Raw genomic sequence first — 14,010 nt, 5'->3', positions numbered from 1 at the left:
CGAGGCATAGGCTTATCCAAGTCTCAGCGTTCCTGATCTTCACCACTCGACGGCGTCACCGATGGCGTCGACTGACAATAGGCCATATGTGCGGCAATTTTATCAGCCGCCTCGCGTATCAAATCTTCCTGGCGCAACCCACTGCGCCGGGTTGGCAGCCAGTCGTGATCTCCCGACTCAAGGAAGTGCACGTCGGCGCAAGCAGGTAGCACATATCCTTCCACTTCCTCACGGCGACCAAAGGGGTCACGAGTGCCCTGTAATACCAGCGTCGGACAGTCGAGTGCAGGCCAATGGCCCAGCCGGGTGCGCTCAGGCTTTCCCGGCGGGTGAAAGGGATAACCACACAGCGCCAGCCCCGCGACACGCCGGCTACTCTGATGCGACTGGTCTGGCTGTTTGCTCAAGGTGTTATCGCCTCGCTCGGCAGCCAACAGGCTCGCCACGCGCCCACCCATCGACTTGCCACCAAGCCAGGGCGCGGGCAGCCCCGCCTGTGACACGATGTCGCACCAATCGGCCATTTCTTCCACCAGGCGCTCGACCTTGGGCGGTGGTCGCCGACGCCCTTCGCGGCGCATCTGCTGCATATAGCCAAACTCGATCGCCATCACCTGCACCCCTGCCTCAACCAGCGACTGACGAAGCGAGACAAGAAACGCCGAGTCCTGACCGGCGCCCGCGCCATGCGCCAATAACAATCGCCCATGGCGGGCCTGACCGCTGACCTCGAGCGTTCCTCTGCCCTCGACCCACCAGCGACCCGTTTGTCCCTGGGCGAGTAGGCGGGCGATATCAGATAGCGTTTGTAGCGACTCGCTGGCATCAATGGGATATGCCACTTACCCTCCTATTGATAACTAAAACCGCATGATCTTGTGATGCAGTGAGCATGAGTGCTGGGCTAGAATCGCACTCAGACTCTTGATCTGCATCATTATGGTGGAGGCATATCTCGGGCAAACTGCCGCTTGGACGTCTCCCCCAACACCGCGTTCGATGGGAACCTGACATGAACACAGCATTTGAGCATCCGACCTACAACTACAAGGTGGTTCGGCAGTTCGCGATCATGACGGTGGTATGGGGCATCATAGGCATGAGCCTTGGTGTGATCATTGCTGCTCAACTGGTCTGGCCAGAACTCAACCTTGGATTGCCCTGGACGAGCTTCGGCCGTCTGCGCCCCTTGCATACCAACGCCGTCATCTTCGCCTTTGGCGGCTCAGCCCTGATGGCTACCTCGTACTACGTGGTGCAGCGCACCTGTCAGGTTCGCCTCTTCTGCGACAAGCTCGCCGCCTTTACGTTCTGGGGCTGGCAGGCAGTGATCGTATCGGCTGTCATCACGCTGCCGCTGGGCTACACCACCTCCAAGGAGTATGCCGAGCTCGAGTGGCCGATCAACATCCTGATCGCGGTCGTCTGGATCAGCTATGCCATCGTCTTCCTGGGGACCATCAAGCAGCGCAAGACCTCGCATATCTACGTGGCGAACTGGTTCTATGCCGCTTTCATCCTGACCGTGGCTGTCCTGCACGTCGTCAACAACGCGGCCATCCCCGTCGGGGCCTTCAAGTCCTACTCGATCTATCCCGGGGCGGTAGACGCCATGGTCCAGTGGTGGTGGGGCCACAACGCGGTGGGCTTTTTCCTGACGGCAGGCTTCCTTGGCATGATGTACTACTTCGTGCCCAAGCAGGCTGAGCGCCCGATCTACTCCTATCGCCTGTCGATCGTTCACTTCTGGGCGCTGATCACCACCTACATGTGGGCGGGTGCTCACCACCTGCACTACACCGCTCTGCCCGACTGGGCACAGTCGCTGGGCATGATCATGTCGATCATCCTGCTGGCCCCCTCCTGGGGCGGCATGATCAACGGCATGATGACCCTTTCCGGCGCCTGGCATAAATTGCGCACGGACCCCACCCTGCGGTTCCTGGTGGTGGCGCTGTCGTTCTACGGCATGTCCACCTTCGAAGGACCGATGATGGCCATCAAGACCGTCAACGCCCTGTCCCACTACACTGACTGGACGATCGGTCACGTGCACGCTGGCGCCTTGGGCTGGGTGGCCATGATCACCATCGGTTCCATGTATCACCTGATTCCGCGGCTGTACGGCGAAACGCAGATGCACTCTACCCAGCTGATTGCCGTGCACTTCTGGCTCTCGACCATTGGCACCGTGCTCTATATCGCCGCCATGTGGGTCAACGGCATCCTGCAGGGCCTGATGTGGCGAGCGGTCAACGCCGACGGCACGCTGATGTACACCTTCGTTGAAGCCCTCGAGGCCAGCCACCCAGGCTATGTAGTGCGCTGGATCGGCGGCCTGTTCTGGGTCGTCGGCATGCTGCTCATGGCAATGAACGTCTACATGACGGTCAAGCGCAGCAACACCGAGTCCCAGCCGCTTCCTCAGACCGCCTGAACACAGGGAACCTGCACCGATGAGACACGAGATAGTCGAAAAGAACGTGGGTCTGCTTGCCGTGCTGATTCTGGTGGTGATCAGTTTCGGTGGCCTGGCGGAAATCGTACCGCTGTTCTTCCAGAAGGAAACCACCCAGCCGGTGGCGGGCCTCGAGCCGCTGACGCCGCTGGAGCTCGAGGGCCGCGATATCTATATCCGCGAAGGCTGCGTTGGCTGCCACTCGCAGATGATCCGGCCCTTCCGCGCCGAGACCGAGCGCTACGGTCACTACAGCGTGGCCGGCGAGTTCGTCTACAACCATCCTTTCCTGTGGGGGTCCAAGCGCACCGGACCTGACCTGGCAAGGGTCGGTGGTCGGTATTCAGACGACTGGCACCGGGCACACCTTTATGACCCGCGCGATGTCGTGCCGGAGTCCAAGATGCCTGCGTATCCCTGGCTGTTCGACAACACACTCGATGGTGAAAGTACCGAAACCAAGATGCGGGCACTGCAGAGCATGGGCGTCCCCTACACCGACGAGCAGATTGAAGGCGCCGGTAGCGAAGTGCGCGGCGAGCAAGAAATCACCGCGCTGGTGGCCTACCTGCAGCAGCTTGGAACCGTACTCAAGGGTGCGCGTTAATCATGGATATGGGCACCTTTCGCGGCATCACCACCTTGCTGATCCTGATCGCCTTTATCGGCATCGTGGTATGGGCCTATTCGAAGCGTCGCCGCCGGGACTTCGACGAGGCGGCCCATCTGCCCTTCGCCGACGAGCAGGAAGACACGCAGCGTGACGACTTTACCTCGCCCGACGAGGTGGATTCCCGACAGGACAGGGGAGACAAGAACACATGAATAACCTATGGGGCGATTCCCTTTCAGGCTTCTGGAGTGGCTGGATCATCGTCATCACGCTGGGCACCATTGCCTTCTGCTGGTGGATCCTGTTCGCCAACCGCAAGACCGACAAGGTCCCAGATGCCGAAGGCAACGTAGACACCACTGGCCACCAGGCCGATGGCATAGAAGAGTACGACAACCCGCTGCCGCGCTGGTGGTTTATGTTGTTCGTCGGCACGATCATCTTCTCGCTCGGCTACCTTGCCCTGTATCCGGGGCTTGGCAACTACGCCGGCCTGCTTGGCTGGACCCAGGAAAACCAGTGGGACAAGGAAGTGGCTCGCGCCGAGGAGCGCTATGCGCCGATCTTTGCCAAGTACAATGACATCCCGGTACCGGAGCTTGCCCAGGATGCCGAGGCGATGCAGGTCGGCGAGCGCATCTACCTCAATAACTGCGCGGTCTGTCACGGCTCCAACGCCCAAGGGGGCTACGGCTTCCCCAATCTGACAGACGACGCCTGGTTATACGGCGGTACGCCAGAAGCCATCAAGACCACCCTGACCAATGGGCGCAATGGCTTGATGCCTGCTTGGCAGCAGCTGGGTGAGACCAACATCAACAATGTGGCCAATTACGTGCTGGCGTTGTCCGGTGCCGACCATGACGCCGAGGCTGCCGCCAAGGGTCAGCCGATCTTCGCCGCCTCCTGTGTCGCCTGCCATGGACCAGAAGGCAAGGGCAACCAGGCACTCGGCGCCCCCGACCTGACCGATGACATCTGGCTCTACCGCCAACCTGGCCAACCGCTTCTCGAGGCCGTCCTGCAGACCTTACGCAACGGACGTAACGGCCACATGCCGGCTCAGGCGCCCTACATCGGTGAAGACAAGGTGCACCTGGTCGCTGCCTACGTCTACAGCCTCTCGAACTAACCCCTCTCGACCGCCAGGTGCGTCTCGCCGTCGCACCGGGCCTTCTTAAGGTTCCCGACCGCTACAATGGCCATGAGCCCGGCATACGCCGGGTCTCCCAGAGCCCCGAGCCGATGCGGTGATGCCATGTCCGACAGGATTCCCACTCAAGATGTAACGACAGACGCTGGCGTCGGTCATCACGACCCCGCGAACGCTACGTCGACCGATATGTACGCCAGCCGCCGTCATATCTACGTACGCGAGATCAAAGGCGTCTTCCAGCGTCTGAGGCGCGTCTCCAACTGGGTGCTGATGGGCCTTTTCTTCGGGCTGCCCTGGCTCTCCTGGAACGGCCAACCGCTGATTCTCTTCGACCTGCCCGCCCGCCAGTTCCATATCTTTGGAGGCACCTTCTACCCGCAGGAGTTTATGCTACTCTCCTGGCTCTTGATCATCTGCGCCTTCGGGCTCTTCTTCATCACCGTCTTCGCTGGCCGTGTATGGTGCGGCTATACCTGCCCACAGAGCGTCTGGACCTGGCTCTACATCTGGGTCGAGAAAGTCACCGAGGGACGCCGCAACCGCCGTATCAAGCTCGATCAGCAGCCCATGAGCCTCGACAAGGCCTGGCGCAAGGGTGCCAAGCACCTGATGTGGCTCGCCATCGCACTGGCAACCGGGCTCACCTTCGTCGGCTATTTTACCCCTATTCAAGGGCTGGTCGCCGACCTGGCACACGTTGAGGTTGGCGGCTGGGCACTGTTCTGGATCGGCTTCTTCACCATCTTCACTTACTTGAACGCCGGCTGGCTGCGTGAGCAGGTGTGCATCTACATGTGCCCCTATGCCCGCTTCCAGTCGGTGATGTTCGACCAGGATACCCTGATCGTCTCCTACGATGCCGCCCGCGGCGAGCCGCGGGGTCCACGCAAGAAGCGCCTTAGCCATGAAGAGGCGCGAGCGGCCGGTCACGGCGACTGTATCGACTGCGACCTATGCGTGCAGGTCTGCCCCACCGGCATCGATATTCGTGATGGCCTGCAATACGAGTGCATCAGCTGCGCGGCCTGCATCGATGCCTGCGACAGCGTCATGGACAAGATGGGCTATCCCCGTGGCCTGATCCGTTATACCACCGAGCATGCCCTGGAAGGCGGCAGGACCCATATCCTGCGCCCACGACTGATCGGCTACCTGGCCGCCCTGATCGTGATGATCGGGCTCTTTGCCTGGGCGGTGAACGACCGCCCTACCCTCGAGTTCGATATCGAGCGCGACCGTAACCAGCTCTACCAGATGACTCAGGACGGGCTGATCAGTAATGCGTATACCCTGACCATTCGCAACCTGGATGATCGCGCGCATACCTATCGCATCAGCATGCAGGGCTTGCCGGGTATTGAACTGATCGGCAACGAAGCGGTTACCATCGGCGCGGGCGAAAGCCGCCTGGTCACTCTGCAGGCCGCCGTCGACGCCGACGTCATCAGCCGACCCAGCCACGAATTACAGGTCATCCTCGAAGCCAGCGACGAGGATATCCGCCAGGCACGCGAAACCCGCTTCATCGGACAGATCAGGAGATGACCTTGACTTCACAATCGCCCCAGCCCTGGTACAAGGAATTCTGGCCCTGGATGATCCTTGGCGTGCTGGCCTCTTCGGTCATTGCCGGCACCACCTTCCTGGTGCTCTCGATCACCAGCTACGATGGCATGGTCGAGGACAACTATTACAAGTCAGGCCTCGCCATCAATCAGGTCATCGCCCAGGATCGCCGCGCCACCGAGATGGACATGGCCGCCGCGGTGCGTGTCGATGATCTCACCGGGGATGTGAACGTTGACCTTAGTGGAGAGGCCCGGCCTGAGCGTCTCCTGCTGACGCTGATCTTCCCCACTCGCGATGATCGTGATCAGCAGTTGATCCTCGAGCATGTCCGCGATGGGCACTATGTCGGCCAGGCGCCCAGACAGCTCGAGTACCGCTGGTACCTGCAGCTGGCCCCCGATGTTGAGTCGCCAGAATGGCGCCTGCAAGGTGAAGCCACCTTCCCAAGCGATAATGCCTTCCAGATGAAGGCTCAGGTGCCCGACGAGGGCTAAATGGCCATGATCGCATCGCGTGTTATTCCAATATTGCCCGCGACCCCATGAGTGTCGAGGCGACGTCACCGGCGGGCGTCGACACCGGCTGCTATCACTGTGGTAACCCAGTGCCTGCCGGTGCGCCCTGGCGGCTGGTACTGGATGGTCAGTCGCACCCGCTGTGCTGCCCGGGTTGCGAGGCGGTGGCCCATGCCATCGTCGAGGGAGGGCTCTCGAGCTACTACCGCTTTCGCACCGAGCTCCCCGAACCACCGGCGAACGATTCCAGCAGCTTATCCGCCCGCGCCGAGACCTGGCAGGTCTTCGACGACCCGGCACTGCAGAGTGAGTTCGTTCACGCCGATGGCGATAGCCTGACCGCGACGCTCGCCGTCGACGGCATCACCTGTGCGGCCTGCGCCTGGCTGATCGAGCACCGCCTGAATGCACTGGATGGCGTCACCGCCAGCGCCGTGAACCTGACCCACCACCGCCTGAGCGTCAGCTGGGACCCACAGCGTACCGCGCTCTCAAGGCTCCTCGCCGAGCTCGCCGCCATCGGCTACCCGGCCCAACCCTACGAGCCCGACCAGGCTCAGCAACGCCTCAAGCAGGAAGAGCGCATGAGCGTGCGCCGGCTGATCGTGGCTGCGGTGGCGATGATGCAGGTCATGATGTTTTCGGTACCGATTTACGTCAGCGACCCGGGCGAGCTGTCCACGGACTTCCTGGCGCTATTTCACTGGCTGTCCTTCGCGCTGGCAACGCCGGTGGTGCTGTTCTCGGCGGCGCCTTTCTTCCGTGGCGCCCTGCGCGACCTTCGAACCCGCACTCTGGGCATGGACGTGCCGGTCTCGCTGGCGATCGGCGGCGCCTATCTGGCCAGTGGCTATGCGGTAATCGCCGGTTACGGCGAGGTCTACTTCGATTCGGTCGCCATGTTCACCTTTTTCCTGCTCTTCGGGCGCTATATCGAGATGCGCGCCCGACGCCGCAGCGGCCACAGTGGCAACGCCCTGAGCGGGGTACTGCCCGCCTCGGCGGTGCGCCTTGAGGCCGACGGCGCCGAGCGCGTCCTGCCCGCCAATCGTCTGGTGGCCGGCGACCGGGTGCTGGTCCGCCCCGGTCACGGCGTGCCCGCCGACGGGGTGATCGAGGACGGCACCTCGAGCCTGGATGAATCGATGCTGACCGGCGAATCCCAGCCGGTCACTCGCCGCACCGGCGACACCATCACCGGCGGTAGCCACAACGTCGACAGCCCACTGGTGGTGCGTGTCACCCATGCCGGGCACGACGCCCGCGCCGCGGCGATTATCGACCTGACCGACCGCGCCTTCGCCAAGCGGCCACGCATCGCCGAGCTTGCCAGCCGCTGGGCACACTTGTTCGTGCTGCGCCTGCTGGTGGTTAGCCTGGGGGTCGCCATTGCCTGGACCTTCATCGACCCCTCCCGGGTACTATGGGTGACGCTATCCGTGCTGGTGGTCACCTGCCCCTGCGCGCTGGCACTGGCCACCCCCACAGCGCTGACGGCGGGCCATGGGCGGCTGAGCCGCCGTGGCTTCCTGATTACCCGTTCCCACGCCCTCGAGGGGCTCGCCCAGGCCGGTCGTGTCGTCTTCGACAAGACCGGCACCCTGACCACCGGCCACATGACGCTGGACGACACACGGCCCCTGGAAAGTCTCGCGCCCGAGCGGGCGCGTGCCATCGCCGCGGCGCTGGAGGCACACTCAGAACACCCCATCGCCCGTGCATTTGTCCCCTACCGAGATGCCACCATCAGTGCCGACGCGCTGGTCAATCGTCCCGGACAAGGGCTGGAGGGCCACCTGGAAGGGGAACGCTGGCGGCTGGGCAAGCCTGACTTCGCGGCCTTCCCCGATACGCCATCGCCGCCGGGGTCCGGGCGCTGGCTCCTGCTGGCTTGCAATGGGAAGCCAAAGGCCTGGTTCGCGCTGAACGACACCGTACGCGACGATGCACTGGCCACCGTGCAGGCCCTCAAGCACCTGGGGCTCACGGTCGAGCTGCTCTCAGGCGACCACGAGACAGCCGTTGCCGACCTCGCCCACCGGCTCGGGATCGACGACTGGCAGGCCGGCGCCAGCCCCGAGAGCAAACTCGCCCATGTCGAGGCCCTTCAGGCGCGCGGCGAGACCGTAGTCATGGTCGGTGACGGCATCAACGATGTACCAGTGCTGGCCGGCGCCGAGGTATCAATCGCCATGAACGGCGCCACCGACCTGGCCCGTACCCGCGCCGATGCCGTATTGCTAAGCCCGCACCTGTCTCGCATTGTCGAGGCGATCGAGGTCAGTCGCGACACGCGGCGCATCATTCGCCAGAATCTCGGCTGGGCACTTTGTTACAACCTGACCGCGCTGCCGCTTGCCACCTGCGGCCTGGTACCACCCTGGCTTGCCGCCATCGGCATGTCGGCAAGCTCGCTGGTGGTCGTCGGCAACGCCCTGCGCCTGGGTCGCGCCCGTAAAAGTGTGCTGGCCGACGCCACGCCACCCGCTCACCCTCAGATAGAGCCCGTATGAGCATTCTCTACCTGCTGATCCCGCTGTCCCTGATCCTGCTGTCACTGGCGGTCTGGGCCTTCTTCTGGGCCGTCAAGAATGATCAGTTCGATGATCTCGAGGGACCGGCGCATCGCATCCTCTTCGACGATGACGAGAACGATCTCTCGCCGGCGGCACGCCAGCGTCGCGCCCAGGACAACGCCGAGCCGCCGCACAACCCGGACGAGCACGACGATGATGAAAGCAACGACCGACAGGGTGGGACGCGATGAGCCCGACCGACCTTGATCTGCCGCCGCTGGCGGCGGCCTTCGTCTTCGGCCTGCTCGGCGGTGCCCACTGCATCGGCATGTGCGGCGGTATCATGAGTGCATTGAGCTTCGCCGTGCCGCCCAGCATGCGCCACCCTGCACGGCTCACGGGCCTGTTGCTCGGTTATAACCTGGGCCGTATCGTAAGCTACATGATCGCCGGCGCCCTGGTGGCCGGGCTCGGCACGCTGATCGGCGGCCTCGCCGGCGGTGTCCGCCTGGCACTCGAGACACTGGCCGCCGTGATGCTGATTCTGATGGCGCTGTATATCGCCAACTGGTGGAAAGGACTGCTCAGGGTAGAAGCGCTGGGGCGTCGCCTATGGCGCCATCTGGAACCCATTGGCCGGCGTCTGATGCCTGTAGTGAGAATGCCCCAGGCCGTGGCCCTGGGGGCAATCTGGGGCTGGCTGCCCTGTGGGCTGGTCTACTCGATGCTGGCCTGGAGTCTGGCCACTGCGGATCCTCTCGAGGGTGCTGCCCTGATGGCAGCCTTCGGACTGGGCACCCTGCCCGCCCTGCTGGCCACCGGCTTCGCCGCTCGCTCGCTCGGCAACCTGATCCGCCACCCGGCAACGCGCACCCTGGCCGCGACGCTGATCATCGCCTTCGCGCTGTGGCAACTGGCCGGTACCTGGCTGCCAAGTGCCGAACACGCCGCCACAGGCGGCCATCTCCACGGAACTTGACCTGGCGCAAGGGGCCATTGGCCCACCGCCACTAGACTGACAACAGTCTCATTCAGTGGAGTGACCAGTGATGTCCAGCCCCGCGTCCGCCCCCTCGTCTTCTCATGCCTGGGACCCGGCGCTGCTCAAGCGCTATGATGTCAACGGGCCGCGCTACACCTCTTACCCGACAGCGCCCGCGTTTCACGAGGGCTTTGGTGCAGACGATTTCGAAGCCGCGCTTGCGCGCAGCAACGCCGCGGCCCGCCCGTTGTCGCTTTACGTGCACGTGCCTTTCTGCCGACGCATCTGCTTCTACTGCGCTTGCAACAAGATCGCCACCAAGAACACCCAGCTCGCCGAGCCCTACCTGAGCCGACTCGATCGCGAGATGATACTGACCAGCCGTCATCTGGATACCTCCCGCGAGGTTACCCAGCTGCACTGGGGCGGCGGCACACCGACCTTCCTGACACTTGCCCAGATGGGTGACCTGATCGATCGACTGGATGCGCGCTTCGGGCTCAGCAGCTCCCCCGAACGCGACTACGCCATCGAGATCGATCCCCGGGAGGCCGACGTGCTGACCCTGCGCCACCTTCAAGCACTGGGCTTCAATCGCCTGAGCCTTGGCGTGCAGGATCTCGACCCGAAAGTGCAACAAGCCATTAACCGCGTCCAGCCACGGGTGCTGACCGAGAGCCTGATCGAGGAAGCTCGCCGACTGGGATTCCACTCCCTGAACCTCGACCTGATCTATGGGTTGCCGCACCAGACGCCAGCGAGCTTCGCTGCCACCCTCGCGCAAGTCATCGAGATGGCTCCGGCGCGGCTCTCGGTGTTCAACTATGCGCATATGCCCAGCCGCTTCGCACCGCAACGGCGCATCAGCGAGGCCGACCTGCCGGGCCCCGACGCCAAGTTGGCCATGCTGCAGGCAAGCATCGAAATGCTGGAAGATGCGGGCTACGTGCATATCGGCATGGATCATTTCGCGCTGCCCGACGATAGCCTGGCCCGCGCCCAGCGCCAGGGCACCATGACCCGTAATTTCCAGGGCTACTCGACGCATGGTGACAGTGATCTGGTGGGCCTGGGCGTATCGGCCATCAGCCGCATGGATGACTGCTACGCACAGAATCCCACCGCGCTCGCCGACTACGAAAGCGCGCTGGATGCAGGCCGGCTGGCCACCCTTAAAGGGGTCCGGCTGAGCCTCGACGACCGCCTGCGCCGCCGTGCCATCGAGCGGTTGATGTGTGACATGGCGCTCGACCTCACCGTGCTGAGCCGCGAATTCGACATCGACGCCGAGTCCTGGCTTGGCGATGCCCTGGTCCGCCTGGCGCCCAGCATCGAGGACGGCCTGATCGAGAAGCACTGCAGCCAGCTTAGCGTGACACCCCGTGGGCGCCTGCTGATCCGCCATCTGGCAATGGCCTTCGATGCCCGACTGCCCAGCCAGAGCGGGCAGCGCTATTCGCGCATTCTATGATCCCAATGTCTTAACAACGCTCATATCCACCTCCCTTCCAGGTCGCTCGCCGCATCGATGTTCGGGGTCTCGGCCCAAAGGACACTTTGCCTCGCCGGCGACCTCTTCCATAATGTGGCATGCGATGGACTAGACTATGAAGGCAAGACGTCAAGGAGAAAGACATGCCCTCGAATGCGCTCGCTCAACGAGGTCGCCTCACTGAAACGCGCTGCCAGACCTGTAGCCTCAGCTCGCTGTGCCTGCCACTGGCGCTTGAAGTCGAGGACATGGAGCGCTTCGATGCCATCATTCGTCGTCGCGCGCCGCTCAAGAAGGGCGAGACTCTGGTACGCCAGGAAACACCCTTCTCAAGCGTCTTTGCGGTTCGTTCCGGTAGCCTCAAGCAGCTCAGCAGTGCCGGCAGCGGTGATGAGCAGCTAACCAATTTTTACCTGCCCAGTGAACTGGTGGGACTGGACGGCATCGACGAGGAATACTACCCCGGCACGGTCGTGGCGCTTGAGACGACCACTGTCTGCGAGATCCCCTTCGATCGCCTGGATAGCCTATCCGAACACCTGCCGGAGCTGCGCGCCCAGATCTATCGCAGCCTCAGCAAGGAGTTGCGCGATGACCGGCGCATGCTACGCCTGCTTTCCCGCAAGACCGCCGATGAGCGGCTGGCAAGCTTTCTGGTCAACTTGTCGTCGCGCTTCCGCCGCCGTGGCTACTCGGCGTACAGCTTCCGGCTGTCGATGTCTCGCGCCGATATCGGCAATTACCTGGGACTCGCCGTGGAAACGGTCAGCCGCATTCTGGGACGCTTTCAGCAGCAGAATCTGGTGGCCGTGTCTGGCCGCGAGGTCAACATCCTCGATCTTGATACCCTCTGCGAGCTTACCAACGACGGCTGCTCAATCAACGACTAGCCGTCGCCGAACGCCCCACACAACGATGCACCATAAAAAACGCCAAGCCCGTGAGCTTGGCGTTTTTTATGTCGATGGGCCCAAGGCGCGTCGCCGTGGCGTCAGTCAGGCCTCGCGGCCAAGGTCGAAGGCATCGATGCGATTCTCGCGGCGCTTCGCCTGCTCGGCTTCCAGCCCCTTGAAGTCGAAGAGGTCACGATCGGCAAGCTGCGAGGGCGCCACATTGGTTACCGCCTTGAACATGCTCTCCAGTCGACCGGGATATTTTACTTCCCACTCGGCCAGCATCTCCTTGACCACCTGGCGCTGCATGTTGGGCTGAGAGCCACACAGGTTGCAGGGAATGATCGGAAATTCCATGCGCTGGGAAAATTCTTCAATGTCCGCCTCGCGGCAATAGGCCAGCGGACGAATCACGATGTTTTTGGCGTCGTCTGAAAGCAGCTTGGGCGGCATCGACTTGAGGCTGCCACCGAAGAACATGTTCAAGAACAGCGTCTCGAGGATATCTTCGCGATGGTGGCCAAGCGCCACCTTGGTCGCGCCGATCTCCTCGGCGAAGCCATACAGCGAGCCACGCCTAAGGCGCGAGCATAGCGCACAGGTGGTCTTGCCCTCCGGGGTCTTCTCCTTGACCACCGAATAGGTGTCACGCTCGAGGATATGGTAATCGACGCCCAGCTTGTCCAGGTATTCCGGGAGCACATGCTCGGGGAAGCCCGGCTGCTTCTGATCAAGATTGACCGCCACCAACGAGAAATTCACCGGCGCATTGCGCTGCAGGCTGCGCAGGATTTCCAACATGGTGTAGGAGTCTTTCCCGCCGGACAGGCAGACCATGACCTTGTCGCCTTCTTCGATCATGCCGTAATCGATGACGGCGTTGCCGACCTGACGCCGCAGGCGCTTCTGCAACTTGTTGAAGGCGCGCTTGTCGTCGGCGGCTGCCGCAGCGCTTGCCACATTGGAAGCAGAGGCATCGGAGACGGAAGAGGAGGTAGTCACGGCAGTATCGGTCATGATCGCAGCAAAAGTGGACGGAAATGAGCCGCCATCTTATCACTGGCACCCGGGGGCCGCGACCAGGCGTGAAAAGAAGCCAGCCTAACGGCCTCTCTACAGCTGACTTGAGGGCTGTAACGTCAGACCACAAGACTCGACTTCTAGGGAGTCGTCGAGCACGCCGGCCATATCACGCCGTGACGCGGCCGGCCTTGTTCAGGCGCACGTACATCAGGGCGGTTGTCACGGCGTCCCCAAGGGCAGTGTGACGGCCCATGACCGGGACCCCCAGGGCCTCGGCCATGGATTCGAAACGCAGGCTGGGTTCCAGCTCCGGGGTGGCGCGCCGCAGCGTCCGCGCATAACGCTGGGCGATATCGACGGTGGCGTTGGGCAAGTCGAAACCGAAGCGGGGGCGCAGCTGACGGTTGAGCATGGCGATATCGAAGGCCACACACCAGCCCACCAGCGGCCGGTTACCCACAAAATCCAGAAACTGCGTGAGAGCATCCTCGACGCTTGCCCCGCCCTCCAGATCGATGCCCCTAAGGCCATGAATGCGTATCGAGTCGCCCGTCAAGCGTGCCGGGCGTGACAGGTGAATATCCAACGATTCGCTGGTCAGCACGCGATCACCGCGCAGCTTGACCGCCGCGATCGACACCAGCTCATCGCGACGCGTATCGAGGCCGGTGGTCTCGCAATCGATGGCCACCATCTCGTCGCCGGTATAGGGATTGAACAGCCAACCGTAGTCGCCATCTGCCTGACGACGGCGGTCGGTCACTCGACGCCACGCTTTTAACATCCTGCCTCC

14 protein-coding genes are annotated in these 14,010 nt (G+C 62.7%); 11 read left to right on the top strand and 3 right to left on the bottom strand.

Annotated elements, in window-relative coordinates; translation table 11 throughout:
* Positions 1–23: 23 nt before the first annotated feature.
* Positions 24–842 carry an alpha/beta family hydrolase gene (locus HF027_RS11870; protein ID WP_245184774.1) on the bottom strand — a complete coding sequence of 273 codons (819 nt, stop codon included), beginning with the start codon at positions 840–842 and terminating at the stop codon, positions 24–26.
* A 170-nt stretch (positions 843–1,012) separates the two neighbouring features.
* Between HF027_RS11870 and ccoN the strand changes: the two genes are divergently transcribed.
* The 11 genes from ccoN (at position 1,013) to fnr (ending at position 12,191) form a co-directional block, all read left to right on the top strand.
* A complete protein-coding gene (ccoN, locus tag HF027_RS11865; protein ID WP_168015950.1) occupies positions 1,013–2,437 on the top strand; it encodes a cytochrome-c oxidase, cbb3-type subunit I in 1,425 nt (474 codons plus the stop codon).
* A 19-nt stretch (positions 2,438–2,456) separates the two neighbouring features.
* Positions 2,457–3,065, top strand: a complete 609-nt coding sequence (gene ccoO, locus HF027_RS11860) for a cytochrome-c oxidase, cbb3-type subunit II (RefSeq protein ID WP_168015948.1) — start codon at positions 2,457–2,459, stop codon at positions 3,063–3,065.
* A 2-nt stretch (positions 3,066–3,067) separates the two neighbouring features.
* On the top strand, positions 3,068–3,283 hold the full coding sequence (locus HF027_RS11855; protein WP_168015946.1) for a cbb3-type cytochrome oxidase subunit 3: 216 nt from the start codon (positions 3,068–3,070) through the stop codon (positions 3,281–3,283).
* On the top strand, positions 3,280–4,203 hold the full coding sequence (gene ccoP / locus HF027_RS11850) for a cytochrome-c oxidase, cbb3-type subunit III (RefSeq protein WP_168015944.1): 924 nt from the start codon (positions 3,280–3,282) through the stop codon (positions 4,201–4,203). Before HF027_RS11855 ends, ccoP begins: the two co-directional genes overlap by 4 nt.
* 126 nt (positions 4,204–4,329) lie before the next feature.
* The gene (gene ccoG / locus HF027_RS11845; RefSeq protein ID WP_245184773.1) at positions 4,330–5,772 is read left to right on the top strand and encodes a cytochrome c oxidase accessory protein CcoG; all 1,443 of its coding nucleotides are present in this window, start codon (positions 4,330–4,332) and stop codon (positions 5,770–5,772) included.
* The gene (locus tag HF027_RS11840) at positions 5,769–6,290 is read left to right on the top strand and encodes a FixH family protein (RefSeq protein WP_168015942.1); all 522 of its coding nucleotides are present in this window, start codon (positions 5,769–5,771) and stop codon (positions 6,288–6,290) included. The genes ccoG and HF027_RS11840 overlap by 4 nt, the downstream gene beginning before the upstream one ends.
* Before the next feature lie 47 nt (positions 6,291–6,337).
* Positions 6,338–8,824: a heavy metal translocating P-type ATPase gene (locus HF027_RS11835; protein WP_168015940.1), complete on the top strand. Its 2,487-nt coding sequence runs from the start codon at positions 6,338–6,340 to the stop codon at positions 8,822–8,824.
* Positions 8,821–9,078, top strand: coding sequence for a cbb3-type cytochrome oxidase assembly protein CcoS (gene ccoS / locus HF027_RS11830; protein ID WP_168015938.1), 258 nt, complete (start codon positions 8,821–8,823; stop codon positions 9,076–9,078). Before HF027_RS11835 ends, ccoS begins: the two co-directional genes overlap by 4 nt.
* Positions 9,075–9,806 carry a sulfite exporter TauE/SafE family protein gene (locus HF027_RS11825; RefSeq protein ID WP_168015936.1) on the top strand — a complete coding sequence of 244 codons (732 nt, stop codon included), beginning with the start codon at positions 9,075–9,077 and terminating at the stop codon, positions 9,804–9,806. Before ccoS ends, HF027_RS11825 begins: the two co-directional genes overlap by 4 nt.
* 70 nt (positions 9,807–9,876) lie before the next feature.
* On the top strand, positions 9,877–11,280 hold the full coding sequence (gene hemN, locus HF027_RS11820) for an oxygen-independent coproporphyrinogen III oxidase (protein WP_168015934.1): 1,404 nt from the start codon (positions 9,877–9,879) through the stop codon (positions 11,278–11,280).
* 164 nt (positions 11,281–11,444) lie between these two features.
* On the top strand, positions 11,445–12,191 hold the full coding sequence (gene fnr / locus HF027_RS11815) for a fumarate/nitrate reduction transcriptional regulator Fnr (protein ID WP_168015932.1): 747 nt from the start codon (positions 11,445–11,447) through the stop codon (positions 12,189–12,191).
* Between the two features lie 105 nt (positions 12,192–12,296).
* On the opposite strand, the gene ttcA is transcribed toward fnr, so the two are convergent.
* The gene (gene ttcA, locus HF027_RS11810) at positions 12,297–13,211 is read right to left on the bottom strand and encodes a tRNA 2-thiocytidine(32) synthetase TtcA (protein WP_168015930.1); all 915 of its coding nucleotides are present in this window, start codon (positions 13,209–13,211) and stop codon (positions 12,297–12,299) included.
* A gap of 172 nt (positions 13,212–13,383) precedes the next feature.
* Positions 13,384–14,001 carry a 3'-5' exonuclease gene (locus HF027_RS11805; protein WP_168015928.1) on the bottom strand — a complete coding sequence of 206 codons (618 nt, stop codon included), beginning with the start codon at positions 13,999–14,001 and terminating at the stop codon, positions 13,384–13,386.
* Positions 14,002–14,010: the final 9 nt, after the last annotated feature.

Source organism: Halomonas salinarum, from assembly GCF_012062845.1.
Classification (GTDB): domain Bacteria; phylum Pseudomonadota; class Gammaproteobacteria; order Pseudomonadales; family Halomonadaceae; genus Onishia; species Onishia salinarum.
The sequence above is the reverse complement of the archived record's forward strand: the minus strand, read 5'-3'. Positions and strand labels throughout refer to the sequence as shown.